General features: G+C 72.1%; 19 protein-coding genes and 2 pseudogenes. 11 read left to right on the forward strand and 10 right to left on the reverse strand.

All coding sequences use genetic code 11. From position 1 onward, the window contains the following. Positions 1 to 27: 27 nt before the first annotated feature. A complete protein-coding gene (locus tag ACIQVL_RS39085) occupies positions 28 to 1,407 on the reverse strand; it encodes a hypothetical protein (RefSeq protein WP_403477748.1) in 1,380 nt (459 codons plus the stop codon). Between the two features lie 1,022 nt (positions 1,408 to 2,429). After that, positions 2,430 to 3,035 carry a GPP34 family phosphoprotein gene (locus tag ACIQVL_RS39090; RefSeq protein WP_403441483.1) on the reverse strand — a complete coding sequence of 202 codons (606 nt, stop codon included), beginning with the start codon at positions 3,033 to 3,035 and terminating at the stop codon, positions 2,430 to 2,432. 288 nt (positions 3,036 to 3,323) lie between these two features. Here ACIQVL_RS39090 and ACIQVL_RS39095 point away from each other — a divergent pair, with 288 nt between their 5' ends. Continuing rightward, complete coding sequence (locus tag ACIQVL_RS39095) at positions 3,324 to 4,178, forward strand: PaaX family transcriptional regulator C-terminal domain-containing protein (RefSeq protein WP_403441485.1); 855 nt, start codon at positions 3,324 to 3,326, stop codon at positions 4,176 to 4,178. A 10-nt stretch (positions 4,179 to 4,188) separates the two neighbouring features. Here the strand turns inward: ACIQVL_RS39095 and ACIQVL_RS39100 are convergent, their stop codons facing one another. Continuing rightward, positions 4,189 to 4,602, reverse strand: coding sequence for a RidA family protein (locus ACIQVL_RS39100; protein ID WP_403477749.1), 414 nt, complete (start codon positions 4,600 to 4,602; stop codon positions 4,189 to 4,191). Between the two features lie 140 nt (positions 4,603 to 4,742). Between ACIQVL_RS39100 and ACIQVL_RS39105 the strand changes: the two genes are divergently transcribed. Genes ACIQVL_RS39105 through ACIQVL_RS39120 form a run of 4 tightly spaced genes read left to right on the forward strand, consistent with a single transcriptional unit; the run spans position 4,743 to position 10,297 of the window. Continuing rightward, on the forward strand, positions 4,743 to 5,225 hold the full coding sequence (locus tag ACIQVL_RS39105; protein WP_403441490.1) for a cupin domain-containing protein: 483 nt from the start codon (positions 4,743 to 4,745) through the stop codon (positions 5,223 to 5,225). Further along, positions 5,222 to 6,148 carry an acyl-CoA thioesterase gene (locus ACIQVL_RS39110; RefSeq protein ID WP_403441491.1) on the forward strand — a complete coding sequence of 309 codons (927 nt, stop codon included), beginning with the start codon at positions 5,222 to 5,224 and terminating at the stop codon, positions 6,146 to 6,148. The genes ACIQVL_RS39105 and ACIQVL_RS39110 overlap by 4 nt, the downstream gene beginning before the upstream one ends. A 46-nt stretch (positions 6,149 to 6,194) precedes the next feature. Next, the gene (locus ACIQVL_RS39115) at positions 6,195 to 7,901 is read left to right on the forward strand and encodes an AMP-binding protein (protein ID WP_403477750.1); all 1,707 of its coding nucleotides are present in this window, start codon (positions 6,195 to 6,197) and stop codon (positions 7,899 to 7,901) included. An 11-nt stretch (positions 7,902 to 7,912) separates the two neighbouring features. Continuing rightward, on the forward strand, positions 7,913 to 10,297 hold the full coding sequence (locus ACIQVL_RS39120) for a bifunctional salicylyl-CoA 5-hydroxylase/oxidoreductase (protein ID WP_403477751.1): 2,385 nt from the start codon (positions 7,913 to 7,915) through the stop codon (positions 10,295 to 10,297). A 2-nt stretch (positions 10,298 to 10,299) separates the two neighbouring features. Here ACIQVL_RS39120 and ACIQVL_RS39125 read toward each other — a convergent pair whose 3' ends face one another. Further along, the gene (locus tag ACIQVL_RS39125; RefSeq protein ID WP_403441498.1) at positions 10,300 to 11,787 is read right to left on the reverse strand and encodes a sensor histidine kinase; all 1,488 of its coding nucleotides are present in this window, start codon (positions 11,785 to 11,787) and stop codon (positions 10,300 to 10,302) included. Then, on the reverse strand, positions 11,784 to 12,509 hold the full coding sequence (locus tag ACIQVL_RS39130) for a response regulator transcription factor (protein ID WP_403477752.1): 726 nt from the start codon (positions 12,507 to 12,509) through the stop codon (positions 11,784 to 11,786). The genes ACIQVL_RS39125 and ACIQVL_RS39130 overlap by 4 nt, the downstream gene beginning before the upstream one ends. A 393-nt stretch (positions 12,510 to 12,902) precedes the next feature. Between ACIQVL_RS39130 and ACIQVL_RS39135 the strand changes: the two genes are divergently transcribed. Further along, the gene (locus ACIQVL_RS39135) at positions 12,903 to 13,427 is read left to right on the forward strand and encodes a transglycosylase SLT domain-containing protein (protein WP_403441502.1); all 525 of its coding nucleotides are present in this window, start codon (positions 12,903 to 12,905) and stop codon (positions 13,425 to 13,427) included. On the opposite strand, the gene ACIQVL_RS39140 is transcribed toward ACIQVL_RS39135, so the two are convergent. After that, entirely contained in the window at positions 13,411 to 14,028 is a 618-nt protein-coding gene (locus ACIQVL_RS39140; RefSeq protein WP_403441505.1) for a TetR/AcrR family transcriptional regulator, read from the reverse strand. The genes ACIQVL_RS39135 and ACIQVL_RS39140 overlap by 17 nt on opposite strands. A gap of 89 nt (positions 14,029 to 14,117) precedes the next feature. Here ACIQVL_RS39140 and ACIQVL_RS39145 point away from each other — a divergent pair, with 89 nt between their 5' ends. Continuing rightward, positions 14,118 to 14,774, forward strand: coding sequence for an O-methyltransferase (locus ACIQVL_RS39145; RefSeq protein ID WP_403441507.1), 657 nt, complete (start codon positions 14,118 to 14,120; stop codon positions 14,772 to 14,774). Between the two features lie 12 nt (positions 14,775 to 14,786). On the opposite strand, the gene ACIQVL_RS39150 is transcribed toward ACIQVL_RS39145, so the two are convergent. After that, positions 14,787 to 16,238 (reverse strand): purine-cytosine permease family protein, encoded by a 1,452-nt coding sequence (locus tag ACIQVL_RS39150; RefSeq protein WP_403441510.1) that lies wholly within the window; start codon positions 16,236 to 16,238, stop codon positions 14,787 to 14,789. A gap of 265 nt (positions 16,239 to 16,503) precedes the next feature. Here ACIQVL_RS39150 and ACIQVL_RS39155 point away from each other — a divergent pair, with 265 nt between their 5' ends. Together ACIQVL_RS39155 and ACIQVL_RS39160 are read left to right on the forward strand one after the other, a co-directional pair. After that, entirely contained in the window at positions 16,504 to 17,307 is an 804-nt protein-coding gene (locus ACIQVL_RS39155; RefSeq protein ID WP_403477753.1) for a serine hydrolase, read from the forward strand. A 95-nt stretch (positions 17,308 to 17,402) separates the two neighbouring features. Then, positions 17,403 to 18,581 carry an AI-2E family transporter gene (locus ACIQVL_RS39160; RefSeq protein WP_403441515.1) on the forward strand — a complete coding sequence of 393 codons (1,179 nt, stop codon included), beginning with the start codon at positions 17,403 to 17,405 and terminating at the stop codon, positions 18,579 to 18,581. 15 nt (positions 18,582 to 18,596) lie between these two features. Here the strand turns inward: ACIQVL_RS39160 and ACIQVL_RS39165 are convergent, their stop codons facing one another. Next, the gene (locus tag ACIQVL_RS39165; RefSeq protein ID WP_403477754.1) at positions 18,597 to 20,891 is read right to left on the reverse strand and encodes a nitrate- and nitrite sensing domain-containing protein; all 2,295 of its coding nucleotides are present in this window, start codon (positions 20,889 to 20,891) and stop codon (positions 18,597 to 18,599) included. A 262-nt stretch (positions 20,892 to 21,153) separates the two neighbouring features. Between ACIQVL_RS39165 and ACIQVL_RS39170 the strand changes: the two are divergent. Beyond that, a pseudogene (locus tag ACIQVL_RS39170) lies at positions 21,154 to 21,393 on the forward strand (formyltransferase family protein); the annotation flags it as partial. A gap of 18 nt (positions 21,394 to 21,411) precedes the next feature. On the opposite strand, the gene ACIQVL_RS39175 reads toward ACIQVL_RS39170, so the two are convergent. Then, positions 21,412 to 21,819 (reverse strand): nuclear transport factor 2 family protein, encoded by a 408-nt coding sequence (locus ACIQVL_RS39175; protein WP_403477755.1) that lies wholly within the window; start codon positions 21,817 to 21,819, stop codon positions 21,412 to 21,414. A gap of 202 nt (positions 21,820 to 22,021) precedes the next feature. Here ACIQVL_RS39175 and ACIQVL_RS39180 point away from each other — a divergent pair. Beyond that, a pseudogene (locus tag ACIQVL_RS39180) lies at positions 22,022 to 23,681 on the forward strand (FAD-dependent monooxygenase). Here ACIQVL_RS39180 and ACIQVL_RS39185 read toward each other — a convergent pair. Continuing rightward, a complete protein-coding gene (locus ACIQVL_RS39185) occupies positions 23,660 to 24,145 on the reverse strand; it encodes a DUF5990 family protein (protein WP_403477868.1) in 486 nt (161 codons plus the stop codon). The pseudogene ACIQVL_RS39180 and the gene ACIQVL_RS39185 sit on opposite strands and share 22 nt — an antisense overlap. Between the last annotated feature and the right edge of the window lie 2 nt (positions 24,146 to 24,147).

Raw genomic sequence — 24,147 nt, forward strand, 5'->3', positions numbered from 1 at the left:
TGTGTGGGGGTGGTGGTGTGTGGGGGATCAGCCGCGCAGGGAACGCAGCAGGTCGCCGACCCTGGCCGCGACCGTCTCGGCGGCGCCCTGGGCGTAGGAGGAGTCCATCGCCTCGTAGGTGATGCGGGCGTAACTCCGGGCCTCGGCCATGTTCTTCGAGCCGCCTTCGAGCATCGACATGACCGCCGTGTACGGGAAAGGCGAGTGCCTCTTGATACCCAGCGCGGTGTCGGTGGACAGTTCCGGCTCGACGCCGACGAACACGCCGTCACCGACCTGGAGGACCCAGACCGGGACGTCGGCGGTGCCGGTCGGTGTGAAGTCGTACGACGTGGTGGGCTCCGTCGGATGGCCCATCGGCACCGTCCTGACCGAGACGGTGTCGGTCAGCAGACGCAGCGCGGCCCGCGCGTGCGACTCGGACGTCCTGATGGTCTCGCTGACCCGGACGGCCTCGGTGCCCAGGCGCTCGCCCTGCACGGTCAACAGGATCCAGCCCGCGTCCCGGGCGTCGGCCTGCGACCAGTTCCGGTCCTTGTCGATGGTGTAGCGCTTCGACCTGAACGCAGGGGACTGGTCGCCGCACGAGCCGACCAGGAAGAATCCGACGGCGTCACCGCCGTACTGCTGCTCGACGTGGCCCACCGCCGCGCCGGCCAGGTCGGCGGTGACCGGCAGGCCCCCGTCGGCCATGACCGACTCCATCATGACCGAGGACTGCACGCTGTAGTTCATGAGCACGGCGATCGGGTCGCCGTCGGCGTCGTCGAAGCGGGTGACGCCCACGCTCTTGTCCGACGGCCCCGACTCACCGGTGCCCAGCCACCAGCCGTCGGCCGTGTGCACGTCCCGGTTGACGTTGACGTCGCAGGTGCCGGTGGCGTGGCCGACCCGCGCGGGCCGCAGCCCGCGCACCGCCGCCGTCACCGCGGACGAGGCCGCCGCGGTGATGTTCCGCACGTACTGGGCGGCCCCGGCACCGCTCGTGCTCGCCTGCACGTGCGGGGCGGAGAAGGTGTGCGTCACGGTCACCACGATGTCGCCGGCCGCCACCGAGGCGGTGCTGGAGACGACCGACCGGATCTGCGCGATCGCCTCCGCGCTGATCGACGTCAGGTCCAGCACCACGAGGGCGACGCGGGCCGAGCCGCTCTCCAGCAGGAGGACGCGCACGTACAGGTCGTCGTGGACGGTGGTGAAACCGTCCAGTGGCAGCAGGGAGGCGGGGATCGCGATGGCGGACCGGCCGGCACCCGCCTTCAGCGAGGCCGTGGATGCCCGGGCCGTGCCCGCGCCGCCCGCGAGCGACGCGGCCGCCACGGTGGCGGCGACGGAGCCGTTCAGAAACGCCCGCCGGTGCAGCCGGCCGCCCGGCCGCACCGCGGGATCCTCGTTGATCGGCGTCAAAATTCGCTCCTTCCAGTGGGAACAACCGGCCGCCCGTATTCGGCCTCCGGGAAACGGCGGGCGATTGATCAGTGGCTCTGTCGAATACGCGCGGCATCGCGCACAGAAATAGGGCGGGAATGCCGTGTCGACGCGCCGCGATCGTGGCATCGGCATAACGGGTCGTCAACGGCGACGACGCGGAACCTAAGATTGCATGCGGCGGCGCCATGGCATCGGCCCAGCGTGTCGCAGGAAATCGCAATTCCTGTCGGATTCCTGAGTATCTGTGATCGGCCTGTGTTTTCACGTGCTGAGGCCGGAGCAATTCCCGGAGACGGTTTATGCGCGGTATCCGGGAGGCGGGAAACGGCACGGGCAGGACACGGCCGTGCGACCGGGGGCGCCGCACCGGCGGGTGGCACACACCGCGTGGCCGGTTCGGTGCGCGCGATGCTCCGGGGCGACGGCACCACGCGTCGGCAGGCGCGCACGGACTTTATGCTCGTGCGCAGCCGCGCGCCCCCCGAGGGCGGCGCGTCGGCCTCGTATGTCGGCACATTCGGTACAGGGGACCCCCACCGTGCGCCCCGCCCAACTCCCCGCCGGTCTGGCCGCCTTCACCGGACGGTGTCACGAACACGCCCGTATTCAGGCGTTGTTGCCTGGCGCCGACGAACCGGCGTCGGCAGGACCACCCTCGCCGTGCACCGGGCGCACAGCGTCGCCGACCGTTTCCCCGACGGACAGCTCTGTGTGAACCTGCGCGGCTTCCACCGACCGGCTCGGTCATGAGCACCGCCGAGGCGATACGGTCCTTCCTCGACGCGTTCGGCATCCCCGCCCAGCGCATCCCCGCCGGCCGGCGGGTACCCGTCGTCCTCGACAATGCGCGGGACACCGAGCACGCCCGGCCCCTACTGCTCGGCACGCCCGGCTCCATGGCCGTCGTCACCAGCCGCAACCAGCTCTACGGCCTGGTCGCCGACGCCCGTGGGGCGGTGCTCACGGGCGCTGCGGGCGACGCCGCACGGCTGTCACCGTCACAGGCCGCGCCACACGTTGTCGAAAGCCGCGTCCTCGATCTCCCTGCGCTGGCGTACGGCGGCCAGCTCCGTCACGGCGTCGTCCACGGCGGCCACCACCGTCACGATCGGGTCGGGGACCGAACTCGCGAGGTCCTTGGCCGCCTCGTCCCGGATCCCCACCGCGGCCGCCAGGGCGGCGAGCACGGGCTCGCCCGTCGCCCAGCGCTCGTGCGCCTGCGCGCGCTCGGGCGAGTCGGCGGCCTCCGTCCGCCCGGTCGGCAGCGACAGCCAGCGCCGCCGCTGCTGGGCGACGGTCCCGTCCGCCTCCAGGGCGTCCAGGTAGGCGGCGCCCAGGCCGCGCCCCCGTCGCCACAGCCAGTCCTCGACCGACTCGTACGGCGTCTCCCGCCGCAGCGCCGCCGCCGCCTCGTCGAGGAGCCGGTCGGCCGTCGCGCCCGCCGGTGCGGGCACGATGAGCTCGCCGTCGAGCGTGACCGCCCCGGCGTCGAAGAGATCGACCAGTTCGGCTCCCGCGAGCGCCAGCGAGAGGTCACCCTGCTCGACGGGCCGTGCGGCGGCGTCGTACACGGTGACGAGGAACAGGTCCCGGGGTGTGGTCATGACGGACTCCCCAACAGAGACGGCGAAGGCACCAGAGGTATCTGAAGCACTAGTGGTACCAGAGGTACCCGGAGGTGTCAGAGACAACGACGGCGCCGCCGTATTCGATGCCCGGTCGGACGCTGCCGCCGGTGGCGTCCCACCACCCTGTGCCGTCGGCGGGCACCCCGCAGCGCGGCGGACGCGGGGGGTCCCCGCGGCGGTGGCCCGCGGCGCCGCTGCGGCTCCCGGACGCGCGGTAGGCTGCTGCGCGATCAGAAGGGTGAATCCGGGCGGAGGCGGGTGGGCATGACAGCACACGTCGAGCCGTCGTCCGCCGTCGGCGCGGGCGGCCGGGACAGCCGGCTGGGCCCGCTGATCATCAGCCTCTTCGCGCTGTACGCGCGCGGCGAGCACAACTGGCTGTCCGTCGCCTCCGTGATACGCCTGATGGCCGACCTCGGCGTGGAGGGACAGGCCGTACGCTCGGCGGTCTCCCGGCTGAAGCGGCGCGGGGTGCTGCGCGGAGAGCGCCACGAGGGTGCCGCCGGGTACGCCGTCCCCGCGGGCACGCTGGAGGTGCTCGAGGACGGCGACGTGCGCATCTTCGAACGGAACCGGGCCGCGGCCGGCGACGGCTGGCTCGTCGTCGTGTTCTCCGTGCCCGAGTCCGAACGCGACAAGCGCCACGCCCTGCGCGCCGCCCTGACCCGCCTCGGCTTCGGCACTGCGGCCCCCGGCGTGTGGGTGGCGCCCGGCATCCTGGCGGACGAGACGCGCCGCACCCTGCAGCGCCTCGGGCTGACGCCGTACGTGGACATCTTCACCGGCGACCACTTCGCCTTCGGTGACCTGTCGGCGAAGGTCCGTGAGTGGTGGGACCTCGACGAGCTCAGCGCGCTCTACGCGGACTTCCTGGAGCGGTACCGGCCGGTGCGCGAGCGTGCCGCGGCGGGCTCGATCGCGGACCGGGAGGCGTTCGGGATCTATCTGCCGATGCTCACCGAGTGGCGCCGCCTCCCGTACCGCGACCCCGGGCTGCCGCTGTCCCTGCTGCCGCCGGGCTGGATGGGGGAAACCGCCGGCGCGCTCTTCGAGGAACTGGACAGGACCCTCCGGGAGCCGGCCCGCGCGCACGCCCTGGCGGTCATACACACCCGGTAGAGCCCCCGGCCTACGGCTGCACCAGCCGTTCTTCCGGGATCACCGCCACGCCGAGGATCTCGATCATCGCCTCCGGCTGCCAGAGCGCGGTGCAGCCGATGCCCGCCATCGCCGGGTACACCGGCCCCGCCAGCTCCCGCCACACCTTGCCGATCTCCTTGCCGTGGGCCTGGTAGTCGGGGATGTCGGTGAGGTAGATCGTCACGTTCACCAGGTCCGCCGGCTCGCCCCCGGCCGCCCGCAGGGTGGTCAGCACGTTGCCGAACGCCTGACGGAACTGCTCGACGATCCCACCCGGAACGATCTTCATGTCGGCGTCCAGCGCGGTCTGACCGCCCAGGTACAGCGTGTTCCCGGCGAGGGTTCCGTGCGAGTAGCCGCTCGGGGCGGGCAGGGCGGGCGGGTTCACGGCGACGGGAGTCATCGGGCCTCCGGTTCGGTGGTGTCCGGCGCCGGCCGCACGGCCGGTCGTATTGACAATAAATGACGACCGTGAAAAATACGAGATAGAGCACGCGGTCCGGTTCCGGACCCCGGCGAGCCCACGGAAACGGAGTCGATTCCATGGAGCCTGACCTCGGCAAGCACCGGCTTGAGGGCGACAACGCGATGTACCGGCTGCCCAGCGGCATCGTCGCCCCGGTCGTGACCCGGGCCGGCCAGGAGGACGTCAACACCGCAGACTCGGGCGGCGCCGTCCGCGTGTCGGGCGTCAGCGCCCGGCACACCCCGGCGCGCCGGCTGTGGTACGGCAAGGTCCGCAACGAGCCCGGCTACCGCTCGGTCTCCCACCACCACGGCGAGGCCGAGACCGGCGGCTACGTCCTGTCGGGGCGGGCCCGGATCTACTTCGGCGAGAAGTTCGAGGACTACCTCGACATGGAGGAGGGCGACTGGGTCTTCGTCCCGCCGTTCATGCCGCACGTCGAGTGCAACCTGTCCAGGACGAAGCCGCTGGTGTGGATGACCACCAGGACCCCGGAGAACATCGTGGTGAACCTGCCGGACGTGGCCGACACCGACCTGCGCGACTGGCTGAACCGATGACCGCCGCCCCGGGAAGCCCGTCCGGCGAGCCCGCCCCGGCCTCCGCGATCGTCACCGCGGCCCTCACCCTCAAGCCCGCCCCGCCCGAGCACTTCGACCTCGCCTTCACCGCCACCACCCAGCCCTGCCCCTGGCCCAAGGCCTACGGCGGCGACCTCGTCGCCCAGGCCGCCGCAGCGGCGATGCGCTCGGTGACCGACGGCAAGACGCTGCACTCCATGCACAGTTACTTCCTGCGCCCGGCCGACATCGGCGCCGAGGTCCGCTACGAGGTCGAGGTGCTGCGCGACGGCCGCGGCTACAGCACCCGCCAGGTGCGCGGCTACCAGAACGGCAAGGTCCTCTACGTCTGCCTCGCCAACTTCGCGGCGGGGGAGCCGGGTTCGTCCTTCCACACCGAGTTCGCCGAGGATGTTCCCGGCCCCGAGACGCTGCCCGGTTCGGCCGCGTACCTCGCCGGGCGCACCGGCGGCACCATGACCGCGGAATCCAAGGCCTACTGGAGCGGCGGCCGCGGCTTCGACATGCGCCACGTGCCCGGCCCCGTCTACCTCACGGTCGACGGCGCACGACTGCCCCACCAGGCCGTCTGGGTACGGCCGTTCGACGCGCTCCGCCCCGTCGAGGGACTCACCGACGCCCAGCGCGACCTCGCCGCCCTCGCCTACGTCTGCGACTACACCATCCTCGAACCCGTCCTGCGCGTCCTCGGCCTCGCCTGGGCCGACCCCGGCCTGGTCACCGCCAGCCTCGACCACGCCATGTGGTTCCACCGTCCCGCACCGGTCGGCGACTGGCTGCTCTACGCCCAGGAAGCGGTGGCCGCCGACGCGGGCCGCGGACTGGGCAGCGGCCGCTTCTTCACCCGCGACCACCGCCACCTGGCCACCGTGGTCCAGGAGGGCATGATCCGCCCCGCCTGAGCCGCCCGCCGCACACCACCGGCGGGCTCCCGGAAGGAACCCCGCGTTGGCTCTTCCGCTCTCACCCACCTCGCACCTGGACACCTTCGCCAGGGACCACCTGCCGCCCGCCGGACAGTGGCCCACCATCGAGTTCACCACCCCCGAACTGGCCTACCCGTCCCGCCTCAACGCGGCCGGCGAACTCATCGACGCGGCCGTCGAGCGGTACGGCCCCGACCGCCCCGCCCTGCGCACCCCGGCCGGGGAACTGTGGACGTACGGCGAACTGCGCACCCGCGCCAACCAGGTCGCCCAGGTGCTCACCGCCGACCTGGACCTGGTGCCGGGGCAGCGCGTGCTGCTGCGCGCGCCCAACACCCCGTGGACGGTGGCCTGCTGGCTCGGTGTCCTGAAGGCCGGCGGGGTGGTGGTCACCACGATGGCCGCGCTGCGCGCCCGGGAGATCGTCCCGATCGCCGAACGCACCCGGCCCGCGCTCGCCCTCGTGGACCACCGCTGCACCGACGAGGTCCGCGGCGCACTGCCCGGCCTGACGGTGGTCGAGTACGGCGGGACCGGCGACGGCGACCTGGTGGCCCGGTGCGCCGCGAAATCGGGCGAGTTCACGAACGTCGACACGGCCGCCGACGACGTGGCCCTGCTCGGCCCGACCTCGGGCAGCACCGGCGTCCCGAAGATCACCATGCACTTCCACCGGGACATCCTGTCCATCGACAACACCTTCGGACGGCACGTCCTGCGGCTGCGGCCGGACGACCTGGTCGCCTGCACCGCGCCGTTCGCCTTCACCTTCGGCCTCGGCATGCTCGTCGTCTTCCCGCTGCGGGCCGGCGCCTGCGCCCTGCTCACCGAGACGGCGACGCCGCCCCAGCTCGCCGACCTCGTCGAGAAGCACGGCGTGACCGTCCTCGCCACCGCGCCCACCGCCTACAAGGCGATCGTGCGCGACGGCAGGGAGGGCCGGTTGAGCCGACTGCGGGCCGGGGTGTCGGCCGGTGAGCACATACCGCTCACCATCTGGGAGGAGCTGCGCGACCGCATCGGCCTGAAGGTCATCGACGGCATCGGCGCGACCGAGCTGCTGCACATCTTCATCTCGGCCGCCGGCGACGACATCAGGCCCGGCGCCACCGGCCGCCCGGTGCCCGGCTACCGGGCCGCCGTCCTCGGCCTCGACGGCGAGGAGCTCGGCCCGGGGCAGCCGGGGCGGCTCGGCGTCATCGGCCCGGTGGGCTGCCGATATCTCGACGACAAGCGGCAGCAGGACTACGTCGTGAACGGCTGGAACGTCACCGGCGACATCTTCCACCGCGACGAGGACGGCTATTTCCACTACCACGCCCGCAGCGACAACATGATCGTCTCCTCCGGGTACAACATCGGCGGACCCGAGGTGGAGGCGGCCGTCGACACCCACCCGGACGTCGTCGAGTCGGCGGTGGTGGCCCGGCCCGACCCGGAGCGCGGCTCGGTCGTCTGCGCCTTCGTCGTGCTGCGCGAGGGCGTCACCGGGGACGCCGCCAAGGCCAAGGAGATCCAGGACCACGTCAAGCAGGTCCTGGCGCCCTACAAGTACCCGCGGGACGTGCGCTTCCGCGACTCCCTGCCGCGCAACACCAGCGGCAAGCTCCAGCGGTTCGCGCTCCGCCGGCTCATCGAGCAGGAGCAGGCCGTCGAGCAGGAGCAGGCCGTCGAACGCGAGCAGGCCGTCGAACCCGATCAGGCCGCCGAGCCGGTCGCCGAGCAGTGAGAGGAACTCCGGTGAAAATCGCGATCATCGGCGGTGGCCCGGGCGGGCTCTACCTCGCGGCGTTGATGAAGCAGCTGGACCCCGCCCACGAGATCACCGTGTGGGAGCGCAACGCCCCCGACGACACGTTCGGCTTCGGCGTGGTCTTCTCCGACGAGACGCTCGGCGGCATCGAGAACGCCGACACCGTCTTCGCCGAGGCCATGGCCCGCCGCTTCGCCCGCTGGACGGACATCGACATCCACTACCGGGGCGCGAGCCACACCGTCGGCGGGCAGGGCTTCGCCGCCATGAGCCGCAAGGAACTCCTGCGCCTCCTCCAGGAGCGCTGCCGCGCACTGGGCGTCACCCTGCACTTCTCCACCCTCGCCCCCGGGGCGGCGGAGCTGTGCGCCTCGCACGACCTCGTCGTCGGCGCGGACGGCGTCAACTCCGCCGTGCGCACGGCCCGTGCCGACGCCTTCGGACCCTCGCTCGACCGGCGGCACAGCAAGTACATGTGGCTGGGCACGGACCGGGTCTTCGAGGCCTTCCAGTTCTTCGTCAAGGAGACCGAGTGGGGGGTGATGCAGGTGCACGGCTACCCCTACTCCGACGCCGGCTCGACGTTCATCGTGGAGATGCACGAGGACGTCTGGCGCCGGGCCGGCTTCGACGCCACCGAGGACACGGTGTTCGCGCCGGGCGCCTCCGACGAGCAGGCCGTGTCCCGGATCCGTGAGCTGTTCGCCGCCGAACTCGACGGGCACCGGGTGTTCGCGAACAACTCCAGGTGGCTGAACTTCACGACCGTGCGCAACGAACGGTGGCACCACGGGAACCTGGTCCTGATCGGCGACGCCGCCCACACCGCCCACTTCTCCATCGGCTCCGGCACCAAACTGGCCATGGAGGACGCCCTCGCCCTCGCCGCCTGCCTGCACGAACACCCGGACACGGAGAGCGCCTTGAGCGCCTACGAGAGCGAGCGGCGGCCGGTCGTCGAGTCCACCCAGCGGGCCGCGCAGGCCTCGCTGGAGTGGTTCGAGAACATCGGCATGTACGCCCGCCAGGAACCCACCCAGTTCTGTTTCAACCTCCTCACCCGCTCCCGCCGCATCACCTACGACAACCTGCGCACCCGCGACGCCGAGTTCGCCGACCGCGTCGACACCGCCTTCGCCGCGGCCCAGGGGGCGAGCAGCCGGGCCCCCGCCATGTTCCAGCCGTTCCGCATCGGCCGACTGGACCTGAAGAACCGGGTGATCGTCTCCCCGATGGACATGTACTCCGCCGTCGACGGGGTCCCCGGCGACTTCCACCTCGTCCACCTCGGCTCGAAGGCCATGGGCGGGGCCGGCCTGGTGATGACCGAGATGGTCTGCGTCTCGCCCGAGGGCCGGATCACCCCCGGCTGCACCGGCCTGTGGAACGACGCGCAGCGCGACTCCTGGACCCGCGTCGTGGACTTCGTGCACACGAACAGCACCGCCCGCATCGGCCTCCAGCTCGGCCACTCCGGCCGCAAGGGCTCGACCCGCCTGATGTGGGAGGGCATGGACGAACCGCTCCCGGACGGCAACTGGGAGACCGTCGGCCCCTCCCCGCTGCCCTACGGCCCCGGCTCACCCGCTCCGCGCGAACTCACCCGCGCCGGCCTGGACCGGATCAGGGCCGAGTTCACGGCCGCAGCCCGGCGCGGCGCCGACGCCGGCTTCGACCTCCTCGAACTCCACTGCGCCCACGGCTACCTGCTCTCCTCGTTCCTCTCCCCGGTCGCCAACCACCGGTCGGACGAGTACGGCGGATCGACGGAGAACCGGCTCCGCTTCCCGCTGGAGGTCTTCGACGCCGTGCGCGCCGCCTGGCCCGCCGACCGCCCCGTGATCGTGCGGATCTCCGCCACCGACTGGATGCCGGACGGCAACACCGGGCACGACGCCGTCGAGATCGCCCGCGCCTTCGTCGCCCACGGCGCCGACGCCATCGACGTCTCCACCGGCCAGGTCACCAAGGACGAGAAGCCCGCCTACGGCCGCTCCTACCAGACCCCCTTCGCCGACCGCATCCGGCACGAGGTCGCCGCCGCCACCGGAGCGGCCGTGATCGCCGTCGGTGCCATCGCCTCCTACGACGACGTCAACTCGATCCTCCTCGCCGGCCGCGCCGACCTGTGCGCCCTCGGCCGTACCCACCTGTACGACCCGCACTGGACCCTGCACGCCGCCGCCGAGCAGGAGTACGCGGGCGCGGCCGCCGAGTGGCCGGTGCAGTTCCGGGCCGGTCGGCGCAAGCCGCCCACCGCACGCACCGACGCCGTCCGCCCCCGCCTGTCGCTGCTGCGGGCCGGGCAGGACGGGGAGAGCGTCCACCTGCGGTGGAAGCCCGCGGGGCAGGAGCTGCCGGCGGTGCGCTGACGTCAGGCGGAGCCGGCGGCACGGCTCCTCGACGCGGCGAGCGGCAGGGTGACGGTGAACCGGGTGTCGCCGGGCGAGCTGGCCACCTCGACTCTGCCGCCGTGCGCCTGGGTGATCGCCGCCGCGATGGCCAGCCCGAGACCCGCCCCGCCCGCGGCACCGGGGGCACGGGAGCGGGAGGCGTCACCGCGGGTGAAGCGGTCGAAGACGGTCGGCAGGAGGTCACCCGGAATACCCGGCCCGTCGTCGTGCACGCGGATCGCGCAGTGCCCGTCCGCCGCCGCCACCGTGACGGTGATCCGGGTCCCGGCGGGGGTGTGCGTCCGGGCGTTGGCCAGCAGGTTGGCCACCACCTGGTGCAGCCGGGACGGGTCGCCGGTCACGGTGGCGGGCGTGTGGAGGCGCAGCGCCAGCTGCCAGTGGTGACCCGGCCCCGCCGCCCGGGCGTCCCACACCGCGTCCCCGACCAGGGTCGCCAGGTTCACCTCCGCGGCCTCCAGCGGCCTGCCCTCCTCGAGACGGGCGAGCAGCAGCAGGTCCTCGACCAGTCCCGTCATCCGCGCCGACTGGTCGGAGACCCGGCGCCAGGCCAGCTCCGGTGCGATCTTCCCGGTGTCCACGCCCATCAGCATCAGCTCGGCATACCCGGCGATCGAGGCGAGCGGCGTGCGCAGCTCGTGGCCGGCGTCGGCGAGGAAGCGCCGCATGTGCTCCTCGGCTCGCTGGCGCTCGGAGAGGGACCACTCCACGTGGTCGATCAGCCGGTTCAGCGCGGCGCCGACCTGACCGGCCTCGGTGCCCGGATCGGTGTCCGGCGCCGGCACCCGGGTGAGCACGGTCACCTCGCCGCGGTCGAGGGGTGCGCGCGAGACCTCGACGGCGGTGGCGGCGACCCGGCGCAGCGGCCGCAGCTGGCGCCGGACCGCCACGGCCGACACGGAACCCGCCAGCACCAGTCCGACCCCGGCGATGCAGGCCTCGATCACGACCAGGGAGTCGATCATGTGCCGTACGCCGTCCACGGGGAGCCCGGCCAGCATGGCGGTGCCGCCCTCGGTGACCGCCGTCAGCCGGTAGGTGCCCAGGCCCGGAATCGTCCGGGTGCGCAGGGTCCCGTCCGCGGGGATGCCGCTCAGGGCGGCGCACTGGGCCGTGGTCAGGGTGCGCGGGCCCGCGTCGGTCACCACCTCCGCGGTGGCGATCCTCCCGCCGGTCATGAGCGCGGCCAGGGTGCCGGTGTGCTGGCCGCGCTCGTTGAGGAAGCCGAGGCCGGCGCCGGGCGGCGCGTGCTCCCGGCCGCCCTGGCTGTGCTCGGCGGCGTCGGTGACCCGCTGGTCCAGGTCCCTGATCAGGTAGTAGCGCTGGACGAGCACGGTGGCCACGGCCATCGCCGTGCACACGGCGGCCAGGGTGAGGGAGTGGACGACGACCATCCGGACCCGCAGCGAGCGCCCGCGCAGCCGGACGAGGGCCCGCCCGGCGGCCGTCATCCCTCGTCGTCCGCCGTCCTGATGACGTACCCGGCGCCCCGCACGGTGTGGATCATCGGCCGGCGGTCCTTGTCGATCTTCGCGCGCAGACCGCAGACGTACACCTCCACCAGGTTCCCGCCGCCGTCGAACGAGCTGTTCCACACGTGGTCCAGGATCCGCGTCTTGCTGAGCACCTGGCGGGGGTGGTCCATCAGGAACCGCAGCAGGTCGAACTCCTTCGCGGTGAGCGTGACCGGCATGCCGCCCCGGTGCACCTCGCGGGTCCGCTCGCCCAGCACCAGGTCGCCGAGCACCCGCACCCCCTCCTCCGCGGCCGCCTCGCCGGCCCCGGAGCGGCGCAGCAGCGCGCGCAGCCGGAGTATCACCTCCTCCAGGGAGAAGGGCTTGGTCACGTAGTCGTCGGCGCCGGTGGCGAGCCCGTCGAGCCGGTGCTCCACCCCGTCCCGGGCGGTCAGCATCAGCACCGGCAGCCTGGCGTTCTCGTACCGCAGCCGGCGCAGCACCTGGATCCCGTCGAGATCGGGGAGCATGCCGTCCAGCACGACGGCATGCGGTCCCGAGGCGCGGGCGGTGCGCAGCGCGCCGTACCCGTCGCGCGCCACGAACGGCTGCCAGCCCGCCGTGCTGACGGCGACCGAGAGCAGGTCGGTGAGCTCGGGCTCGTCGTCGACGATCAGCACCCGGATCGCGCCCGGCTTCGGTGTGGGGGTGACAGACATGGGCGGATGCTCTCGCGGCGGCCTGTACGGAACCTGTGGAGGCCGCCGATCCCGTGCCGCGGACCCCCGAAAGGGCCCCGGACGCGTGACACCCCCCATAGGAGCCAGATCACATCCTATCGAGCATCGTAGGAACGGAATGCCCTGAACTGCCCAGAAGGCATATATAAGCGGGCATTGCGGTCATTGTTTCCTAAGTCGGGTAGTACGTCACATCATTGCCACCCGCTCCGGCTGCCGCTAACCATTGCTGTCGTCGCCGGGAGACGGGCGACGGGCCGAGCGGATCCCCGCCGGACCCGCCCACCTCCCGCCGGTAGTACGGGCTCCGCCCACCGCCGCCGCGCACCGCGGCCGGCGCCGACGCCGTCCCCCACCGGAGAGTTGCTCTCAATGACCACGATCAACCGCACCCGCATCGCCCGACTTCGCACCCTCGGCCTGACCGGCCTCGTCACCACGGGTGCCGCGGCCGCCGCCCTCACCCTGATGCCGGCGAACGCACAGGCTGCCGAGATGACGCAGGCGCACACCAAGACCGCGGTCACGGCCACCTCCGGCGACAGCAGCCGCACCGCCTCCCAGAAGGGCGGCTACGCCAACAACCTCGACGGCTGGATCAAGCAGTCCCTGCAGATCATGAAGTCCAAGGGCATCCCGGGCAGCTATGACGGCCTCAAGCGCAACATCATGCGCGAGTCCGGCGGCAACCCGAGCGCCCAGAACAACTGGGACGTCAACGCCAAGAAGGGCACCCCCTCCAAGGGCCTGCTCCAGGTCATCGACCCCACCTTCAACGCGTACCACGTGTCCGGCACGGCCGGCAGCGTCACCGACCCGGTCGCCAACATCACCGCCGCCGCCAACTACGCCGCGCACCGGTACGGCTCCATCGACAACGTCAACTCCGCGTACTGACCGGTCCGTCGTGCCGCAGCAGGAACGCGTCGACGAGGGTGTCCACGAACCCCTCGTCCACCGGACCGGCGGACACCAGAACGCGGTAGTAGAGCGGACCCACCAGCTGGTCCGCCTCCGCGTCCGGATCGAGCCCGGCGGGCAGCCGACCCGCCGCCAGGGCCCGTTCGAGCAGGACGACGTCGCGGTGGCGCTGGACCGCCAGGCAGCGAGAGCGGAACTCGCGGGCGAACGCCGGATCGTGCTGGGCCTGGGCGATCAGAGCCCGGTAGACGGCGCCGGCGTGGGACGTGCCCAGGAACACGGCGAGCCGGCGCAGGTAGGTGCGCAGATCGGCAGCGAGGTCCCCGGAGTCGGGCGGGGTCAGGTCCTCGTCCGCGTCCTGGAGGAAGGCGTCCATCAGGACGTCGGTCTTCGTCCGCCACCAGCGATAGACCGTCTGCTTGGCCACTCCCGCCCGCGCGGCGATGCCCTCCATGGTGACGCCCGCGAAGCCCTTCTCGACGAGCAGGTCGTCGGCCGCCTCCAGCACCGCCAGCCGGGCCTCCTGGCTCCGGCCGTGCCGGTTGCCGTGATGCCGCCGCTCCGGACCGGGTGTCATGTCGTCCCATCCTTCCGCACCGGTGCCCGCTCCGCGAGGCGCCTGAAAATCTCTAGAACTGACGCAACGTTGCGTCTACTCTAGCGCCCATGACGCATACTGACACGCTCGCCGACCTCCGGGTCGAGACCGCCCTGCGCCGGATGTTCGAGCAGGCCGAGCAGGACGACGCCGTCGCGTCCCGGGTCGACTGGGGAGCAGGCACGGCGTCGATGTCCCCACAGCAACACGCCGACGCGGCCGCGGAGATCTACATGCCGATCTCGGCCGCGGGCGGCGAACTCCTCTACAGCCTGGTCCGAGCCGTCCGCCCGGCCACGGTGGTCGAGTTCGGCATGTCGTACGGGATCTCCACCCTCTATCTCGCGGCGGCGGTCCGGGACAACGGCGCCGGGCGCGTCGTCACCACGGAGCTCAGCGAGGAGAAGATCGCCGCCGCGCGCCGCACCTTCGCCGAGACCGGCCTGGACGACGTGATCACCGTGCTGGCGGGCGACGCCCGGGACAGCCTCGCCGGCCTCGACGCCCCGGCCGACTTCGTGCTCCTCGACGGCTGGAAGAACCTCTGCCTGCCCGTGCTGAAACTACTGGAGCCGCGCCTGGCGCCCGGCACCCTCGTCGTGGCCGACGACTCCTCCTTCGCGAGCATGCAGCCGTACCTGGCCCACGTCCGCGACCCGGCCAACGGCTACCGCAGCGTCGCCTTCCCCGTCGAGGACGGCATGGAGATCAGCTGCCGCCTGTGACGGTGCCGGCAGCTACGGCTCGCGGTGCTCGTGAGCCGCCTGCTCCAGGGCGGCGGCCTCCGCCTCGGCGATGCGGGTCTCCTCCTCGACGTCGATCGAGCGGGTCAGCCACCAGTACAGCAGCGCCGACACCGGCAACCCGACGAACAGGGAGATGTCGGCGCCGTCGAGGGCCTTCGCGGCGGGACCGACATAGAGCGTGCCGACCGAGAAGAACGGAATCATGACGGCGAACCCGACCAGGTACGAGACGATCCCCTGCCAGCCCCAGCGGCCGTAGATGCCGTTCGGCTTGAAGATCTCGGCGATCGCGTAGTGGCCGCGGCGCACCACGTAGTAGTCCATCAGGTTCACGGACGTCCACGGGATGAACAGATAGAGCACCAGCAGCAGGAAGTTGTTGAAGTTCGTCAGGAAGTTCGACGTCGCCGCCAGCGCGCCGATCAGGGAGAGCACCGCGGTCACCACGAGGGTGACCAGTCGCACGCCCAGGGTCGGCCGCACCCGTTTGAACGAGTCGATGGCGCTGATCAGCGTCAGGGAACCGCCGTACATGTTCAGCGCGGTGACCGAGATCAGGCCCAGTGCGGAGAACAGCAGCACGATCGCGCCGAAGCCGTCGAAGACCTTGTCGCCGGCGGCGTTGATCGAAGGGATCGTGTCGAAGCCGGCACCCGCCCAGCCGGCCAGCAGAGTCCCGAGCACCATCAGCCAGATGCCGCCGAGCGCCGAGCCGAAGTAGGTCCAGTAGAACGTCTTGCGGACGGTGACGTCCGGCGGCAGGTAGCGCGAGTAGTCCGAGACGTAGATGGCCCAGCTGATCTGGTAGCCGGCGACCACGCCGAACTGCGCCAGGAACGGGGTGGCCTTGAAGGCGCCGAGGTCGAAGGAGCCCGCCGGGTAGTGCAGCGTGACCAGGACCCCGACCGTGAAGATCCCGAAGACGACCAGGAACGTGTAGGTCAGGAACCGCTCGGCCTTGTGGATGACGTCGTACCCCACCAGCGCCACGACCAGCCCGATCGCTGTGACCACGACCACCCACAGCTTCACCCCGCCGTGGATCGTGGTGTTCAGGGCCTGACCGGCCAGGATCGTGTTGAACACGTTGAAGCCCGCGTACTGCACGTACGCGAACAGCCACACCAGCAGCGCCCCGACATAGCCGAACTGCGGGCGCGACTGGATCATCTGCGGCAGTCCCAGCTGCGGCCCCTGCGCCGAGTGGAACGCCATGAAGAACGTGCCGATCAGCGTCCCCGCGACGATCGCCAGCAGCGACCAGATCAGGTTGCCGCCCTCCGTGATGCTGATCAGCCCCACGGCCAGGGTGGCGATCTGGGCGTTGGACATGAACCACAGCGGACCCAGATGCCAGAGCTTGCCGTGCCGCTCGTCCAGCGGCACGTAGTCGATGGACCGGACCTCCAGACCGCTCACCCGCGGTTCCGCCGATGTGCTCATGGCACCTCCCAGGGGCCAGGCCCGTCACTGTGACCTCATTCTTCCCCCGGACCGATACGGATGAGGCATGCGGAATTCGCGTTCCGTACACCGGAAGGTCCGCCTGCGTGAGGTGCTGTCGCCCTCCTCACAGTCAGCTCTGTTGCCCTGCTCACAATCCGCCCCGAACCGGTCCCGTCGTGGCGGCGGTCATGTCGCAGGACGGACATTTTGTCTACGTTCGCAGCTCTGTGCCCCTCCGACCCGAACTGCGAAGGTTCCCGCCATGCTCAACCGAACCCTGTCCGTCGTGGCCACGGTGGTGACCCTGCTCGCCGGAGCCGCGCCGGCTGCCATGGCGGCCGAGGCCGGATCCGGCACCACCGACTTCCGCACCGCCGTCCGGGCACCGGACACGGCCCGGGTGACCGCCGCCGTCCTCGACCTCGACCGCACCGGCGGGACACCCGCCGTCTACGGCGACGACACCCCGTACGACACGGCGAGCATCGTCAAGGTCGACATCCTCGCCGCCATGCTCCTGCACGCACGGGACCACCGGCGCGACCTGACCGCACGGGAGAACGCCGAGGCGCAGGTGATGATCCGCAACAGCGACAACACCGCGGCCACGGCCCTGTGGCGGGCCATCGGCCAGGCCCCCGGCCTGGCGTCGGCCAACAAGCGGCTCGGACTCGTCTCCACCCGGGGCGGCCCCGGCGGCCTGTGGGGACTCACCCGGACCACCGCGACCGATCAGATACGACTGCTCGGCGCGGTCTTCGGCACCGGCCCCACCCCCCTGGACGCGGCGTCCCGCAACCGCATCGGCACCCTGATGACCCAGATCTCCACCGGACAGTCCTGGGGCGTCTCCGCCGCCGCCGACTCGGGGTGGGCACTGAAGAACGGCTGGCTCATGCGCACCACGACCGGCCGGTGGGACATCAACAGCATCGGGCGCATCACGACCGGCGGCCACCACTACCTCGTCGCGGTCCTCTCCAACGGGAACGCGTCCATGCCGGCCGGCGTGAACCTGGTGGAACGAGCCGTCCGCACCGCCGTCTCCGAGACGGCGGCCCGCTGATTCCGCTGACCCCCTTGGCCCACCGCAACCCGCCCTTCGCCCGAAATGCCCCTAACGTGCATGAGAGGTGACGGAAGCCGGCAACGGGAGGCACGGTGGCGGGTGCGGGCGGGCCGACGGCCGGACGGGGCCGCGCACGCCGGCCCCGCCGCGCGGCACCGGACAGCACGACCGCACACGCGATCCGGATCCCGAAACGGGCCCGCGGCCTGCGCGGCTCCGCCTCCGCCGGCGCGGTCGTCGTGCCCGCCCTGCGGATCGCCGCCGCCTACGCCTGGCGGCTCATCGCGGTCGGCATCGTCGTCTACGGCGTCTTCGTCGTCCTCGGCCGCTTCCAGCTGATCGCCGTCGCCGTGTTCCTGGCCCTGGTCGTCACCTCGGTGCTGCGCCCGCTCGCCGACCTGCTGGCCCGGTGGCTGCCGAGGCCGCTGGCCGTGGCGCTGAGCCTGGTCGGCAGCATCTGCCTGTTCTTCGGCCTGCTGGCCCTGGTGGGCAACGCGGTCGCGCAGGAGTCGGCGACGCTGGCCGACGAGTTCCGCGGCGGTATCCACCGCATCGAGGTCTGGCTGCAGCGCCCGCCCTTCCGGCTCGGCCCGGGCGCCCTGTCGCATCTCCAGCAGCAGATCGTCGACTACATCCAGGCCCACCGCTCGAATCTGGCGAGCCGGGCGCTCAGCGGCTTCGGCACCCTCGTCGAAGTGGTCACCGGTGGCGCGCTCGCGCTCTTCACCGCCGTCTTCTTCATCCACTCCGGCGAACGGCTGTGGGCCTGGACGAGCAGCGAACTGCTGCCCGACGGCGCCCGCGACGCCTGGGACCGGGCGGGGCGCGCGGCCTGGCGGACCTTCGCCGGATACACCCGCGGCATCATCATCGTGGCCGCCGTCAACGCCGTCCTCGTCGGCATCGCCCTGCTCGTCCTGCGGGTGCCGCTCGCCCTGCCGCTCACCCTGCTGGAGTTCTTCGCCGCGTTCGTGCCGCTGATCGGCTCACCGGTCGCGCTGAGCGTGGCCACGGTGGTGGCGCTGGCCGGGCGGGGCCCGATCACGGCCGTGGCCGTCCTGGTGCTCATCGTCGTCATCGGCCAGCTGGAGGGGCACGTGCTGCATCCGCTGGTGATGAGCTGGGCGGTGCGGCTGCACCCCCTCGTCGTCGCCGTGTCCGTCATCGCGGGCAGCATCGTCGCGGGGGTGATCGGCGCCGTCGTGGCCGTGCCGTTCATCTCCGTCGTCTGGGCGGTGGTGCGGGCCCTGCGCCCGGTACGGCCGCCCTGACCCGGTGCCGGGGGCTCAGGCGTCCTTGGCGGGGCGACGACCGCGCTTCGCCGCGCGCCGGGAACGACCGGACGGCGCGGCGGGTCCGGCGGACCCGGGATCGGCGGAGGCGGCCGCGGCGGGGGTAGCGGGCGCGGCAGGCGGGGCGGTGGTGGCGGACGTGCCGGACGCTGCCGCGGGGCCGGGGGCCGGCACGCCGTCCTCCCACGCCTCGTGCGCGCCGAACGGATCCGCCGGCCCGGCCGCGAGCAGCGCGGCCAGGCCCGGAGCAGCCTGTGCCCTGACGGCCGCGAGCGCCAGCGTGTCGGCGTCCGACTCGGCACCGCTGCGCCAGGTGACGGTGCCCGGGAGCATGACGAGGGAGGTCGTACCGGACTCCCCGGCGGCCGGCCGCAGCTGGACCCGGATGCCGTGCCGGTCGGCGAGCCTGCCCACCACGAACAGGCCCATGTACTGGTAGACGTCGGCGTCGGCGGTCGGCGGGTTCGCCAGCTTGTGGTTGATCAGCGCGAAGTCCTCGGGCCGCAGGCCGATGCCCTGGTCGTGGATCTCGACCATGACCCGGGTGTCCGGCAGCCGGGTCGCCGTGACCCGGACCGTCGAGCGCGGCGAGGAGAACGAGGTGGCGTTCTCCAGCAGTTCGGCGAGCAGATGCACCAGGTCGGTGACGGCACGGCCGTGGACCTCGGCCTCCGGGATGCCCGCGAACTCGATCCGCTCGTACTGCTCCACCTCGGAGGCCGCGGCCCGGATGACGTCGACCAGCGGGAGCGGGTGGTCCCACTGCTGGGTGGGGCGCTCGCCGCCCAGGACCAGCAGGTTCTCGCCGTTTCGGCGCACCCGCGTGGCCAGGTGGTCGAGCCTGAACAGGTTCGCCAGCTGCTCGGGGTCGGCCTCGCGCTCCTCCAGGTCGGTGATCAGGGCGAGCTGGCGCTCGATCAGCGACTGGTTGCGGCGGGACAGGTTGGTGAAGATCGTGTTGACGTTGCCGCGCAGCAGGGCCTGTTCGGCGGCCAGCCGGACCGCCTCGCGGTGGACGTGGTCGAAGGCGCGGGCGACCTCGCCTATCTCGTCGGTGGTGGTGATCGGGATCGGCCCGACCTCGGTGTCCACCTGTCCGGGCACGGCCTGCGACAGCTGGGTGATCACCGCCGGCAGCCGCCGCTCGGCGATCTCGATCGCCGAGGCGCTGAGCCTGCGCATGCCGCGGCTCATCGAGCGGGCCACCCAGGCGGCGAGGAGAACGGCCGCGAGTACCGCGCCGAGCGCGACGGAGCCGTTGGTGATCGCGTCCCGCCTGGCGTCGGATGCGACGCTCCGGGCTCCGGCCAGGGCGGTGTCGGTGAGATGCACCTCGACACCCCGGTAGGCGTCGAAGGCGAGCGCGGACGCGGCGAAGAAGGACGCGGCCGTGATGCCCTCGGCGGCCAGTTCGTCGGTCGTGCTCCCGCCGGCGATCTCGCTGATCATCTTCGACAGGGCCGGCGGTGTCACGAAGGCCTGCCCGGCCGCCTTGGCCTTCCGGGCGGCCTCGGCGGTCTGCTGCGCCCCCTTCTGCTGCGCGTCCGTCAGCGCCGTCCGCAGCCGGGTCATGTCCCCGGCGGTACCGGCGCCCGCGTACTCCTGGAGGCCGACCTGCTCCAGGTAGGCGTAGGAGCTGAACGAGCCGAGCTGGTTCTGCAGTTCGCCCTCGCCGAGGGCGGCGCGGTTCTCCACCAGCAGGTGCGTACCGATACTGCGGACCAGCGACTCCGCCGCCTGGGTGAGGGAGATGGCGTACAGCGTGCGCCCGAAGCTCGCCTGGTTGTTGCTGCCGAAGCCGAGCTCGTTCGAGAGCTCCATCAGCGGGTGCTGGACGGCGTGGTAGCTCTCCTCCGTCTGCACCCCGGACGACGTGGCCGAGAACGCGTTGGCCCGCACCGCCGCCAGCTGTTTCTCGCCGGCCCGTACCAGCTCGATCCGCCGGGTGAGGCCCGCGGTCCTGGGCGCCCTCGCCACGGCCGCGTCGAACGCCTTCGCGTCGGCGTCGGTGACCTTGCGGGCCGCCACCACGGCGGGCGCGTCCCGCTTGCCCTGCAGGAGCGGGATGACCGACACGTCGCGCTCGTTGATCGCGTCACTGGCGTAGGCGTTCGCCGCCTGCACCAACTCCGCCACGCGCACCGCGTCGTTGGCGTCCTGCAGTGTGTCGATCGAGTTCTTCACCCGGACGCCGCCGAGGCCGAGGGCGACGAGCACCGGGATGAGCAGGATGGCCTGGAGGCGTCTCGCGACGCGCCAATTGCCGGTCAGAGGTCTGGACTTGGACAAGATCGTCCCATTTCACAACAGGGATGGCGTGCAGGGCTGTGCGCAGCCCGACGTTCTGTGGCCAAGTTCTAACACCCAGCGATCGGGATCGACCGGTGTTTTGGTGAAGCGGTTTCTCCGAAATGGTACAAAGCTCAATCAAAACCATCGATGGTCAACGCACCGACCGTGAGGCGGGTGACCTGCGCTCTCCAGCTTTTCTGCGAACGGGACGGAGAGCGCTTGCTGATGGTGCTGTGCGTAGGCGGCGCGCGCAACCAAAGCAAAGGCCAAGGAGCGGGGCGTGAAGCTGGTCGGGGCCACCGCGCACTACGTCACCGAGGACCTCGACGAGGGCCCGATCATCGAGCAGGACGTCGTCCGCGTCACCCACGCCCACACCGCCGCCGACCTCACCCGCCGGGGCGCCGACGTGGAGCGGGCGGTGCTCTCCCGGGCCGTGCTGCGGCACGCCGAGGACCGGGTGATCCGCGACGGCAACCACACCATCGTCTTCGCGTAGGCCCGGGGCCGACAGGGGTCAGGCCGGGCCCGTCGTCTGCGGGTTGGTGAACATCGGATTCCCCGCCACGGTGTCCTGCGCGTCGACCTCGTCCTGCAGGACGTCCCAGTGCTCGACCACCAGGCCGTCCTCGAAACGGAAGATGTCGACCCCGAGGAGCGGCTTGCCGGGACCGCCCGAGTACCGGCCGTGCACCATGACCAGGTCACCCTCGGCGATGATCGCGCCCGGCTCGTAGCGGGTGCCGTCGGGCAGCCCGGCGATGAAACCGCGCAGTCCGGCCCTGGCCGGCGGGATGAAGGGGTTGTGCTGGACGTAGTCCGGGTGCACGTACCGGTCCAGCGAGGCGAAGTCCTTGGAGCCGAACGCAGTCGTCAGGAACTCCAGCACGACGGCCTTGTTGCGCTCGGTGCGGTTCTCACTCATCGCGATCACTCCGTGGGCTCTCCGGCCGATCGGTGCACCTCCACGCTATGCCGGGTCCGGCACGTCAGCGATCGCGAGAGCCTGCGGGCGCCGCCCGCAGCGGCGGCGGTCCCGGCGACGGGATCTCCGGCCCGGCGGATCCGCCCCGTCACTCCGGCGGCGACGGCGTCCCGGCTCGCCGCCCGCCCGTTCCGGGGTGACCATGGGGGGACGGAACCGGTCCGGGGTTACCCGCTGGGAGACACCCGTGACGCACACAACCGACGTCCTGATCGTGGGCGCCGGCCCGGTCGGGCTGAGCGCCGCCGCAGAACTCCTCCGGCACGGCGCGGACTGCCGCCTCGTCGACCGGCTCCCGGCCCGGCTGCCGTACGCCAAGGCCGTCGGCATCCAGCCGCGCACCATCGAGCTCTGGGACCGGATGGGCCTGGCCCGCGCCGTCGTCGAGCAGGCCGTGCCGCTGCGCGGGCAGCTGAGCTACGCCGACGGCGAGGAGACCGGCCGGGTGGAGCTGACGCTGCCGCCCGAGGTGCCGTACGGCTTCGCCGCACTGCCGCAGTACGAGGTCGAGCGGATCATCGAGGAGTACCTGAACGGGCTCGGCACGGCCGTCGAGCGCGGCACCGAGCTGCTCTCCTTCGCCCAGGACGCGGACGGCGTCACCGCCCGGCTGCGCAGCGCCTCGGGTGCGGAGGAGGAACTGCGGGTCCGCTACCTGGTCGGCTGCGACGGTGCGCACAGCACGGTCCGCAAAGGTCTCGGCCTCGACTTCGCGGGCGGGGCCTTCACCGAGGAGTACCTGCTCGGCGACGTGGTGGCCGACTGGGACCTGCCGGCCGGCTACGCCATCCGGTCCGAGCACCGCGACGCAGACGGCGCCACGGACGGCCTGCTGGTCTGCATCCCGCTGCCCGGACCGGGCCGGTACCGCATGTCGATGCGGGTCCCTCCGGAACACCCGGAACTCTCCGGACTCCCGTCCGAGAACGCGGACGGCGCCGACGCAGTGGCCCACGGCCTGCTCGGCGGACGGCGGCTGCCCGAACTGCCCGACCTCCAGGCCGTCGTGGACCGCCTGGCGCCCCGGCCCGTGACCCTCTCCCAGCTGCGCTGGTCCTCGGTCTTCCGGATCAGCCACCGCATCGTCGACCGCTACGGCGAGGGCCGCGTCTTCGTCGCGGGCGACGCCGCCCACATCCATCCGCCCGTCGGCGCCCAGGGCATGAACACCGGCATCCAGGACGCCTGCAACCTCGCCTGGAAACTCGCCCTCGTCGTGCGCGGCGAAGCCGGCCCCGCCCTGCTCACCAGTTACGACGCCGAACGCCGCCCGGTCGGCGAGGAGGTCGTCGGCCGCACCGTACGCCGCACACTGCACGGCACGGCGGCCGACGCCGACGATCCCCGGACCGTCCTGCTCCGCGAGGCCCAGCTCCTCGTCGGCTACCGGGACGGCCCCCTCGCCACCGCTCCCTCCGGCTCCGCCGACGTCCCGCAGCCCGGCGACCGCGCCCCGGACTGCGCCGGTCTCACCACCCCGGTCGCCGCGTACCCGCTGCGCCTGCTGGACATCCTGCGGGACCGCCCGGACCACGTGGTGCTGCTCTACGCGGCGGACCCCACCGACGTGATCAAGGCCGTCCTCGCCCCCGGCTGGGACGTCCTGGCCATCCGCACGGAGGACGGCACCCATGTGCCCCTCGTCCCCGAGTACCTGGACACGGCCGGTGAGTTCGCCCGGCTCTACCCGCCCGGACGGTCCCACCGGCTTCGTCGTCCGCCCCGACGGCCACCTCGGCGCCCGCTTCCCCCTCACGGACACCGAGACCGCGCTCGCCGACTACCGCGAGGCACTGGGCTGAGGACCGTTCCCGGCACTCCACGTGACGGCCGGCGGTACGACCCGTGCGCACAGCGGCATGCTCCGGGCGTCGGTCAGCCCGAGCCGGCCGACCAGCAGCCCGTCCCGCGCCGCCGCCTCGGCCACCGCGCCGGGGACGGCACCGAGCATCAGTTTGGCCCGGCGGAACATCGTGAAGGCGCCCTGGGCGTCCACGGTCCCCCAGGAGAGGTAGACGAACCGGCCGCCGGGACCGCCCTGGACGTAGGGCCCCGTGATGTCGACACCGGTGAGCGAGACCGCCGCCGTGCACGGCAGGGTCCAGGTCGCGGAGGCGGCGTCGCCGGGCTGCGGGTCGAGCAGCTCGGCGGGGCGGTTGCGGCGCTGTACCGCGACATGGATGTCGCCGTAGCGGGAGAAACCGCTGTCTTCCGGCGCCGGGCAGGAGCGGCCGGGCAGATCGGTCCCGTCGATGCGGACGTCCATGG

It is taken from the genome of Streptomyces sp. NPDC090499, from assembly GCF_044769305.1.
Classification (GTDB): Bacteria; Actinomycetota; Actinomycetes; order Streptomycetales; family Streptomycetaceae; genus Streptomyces.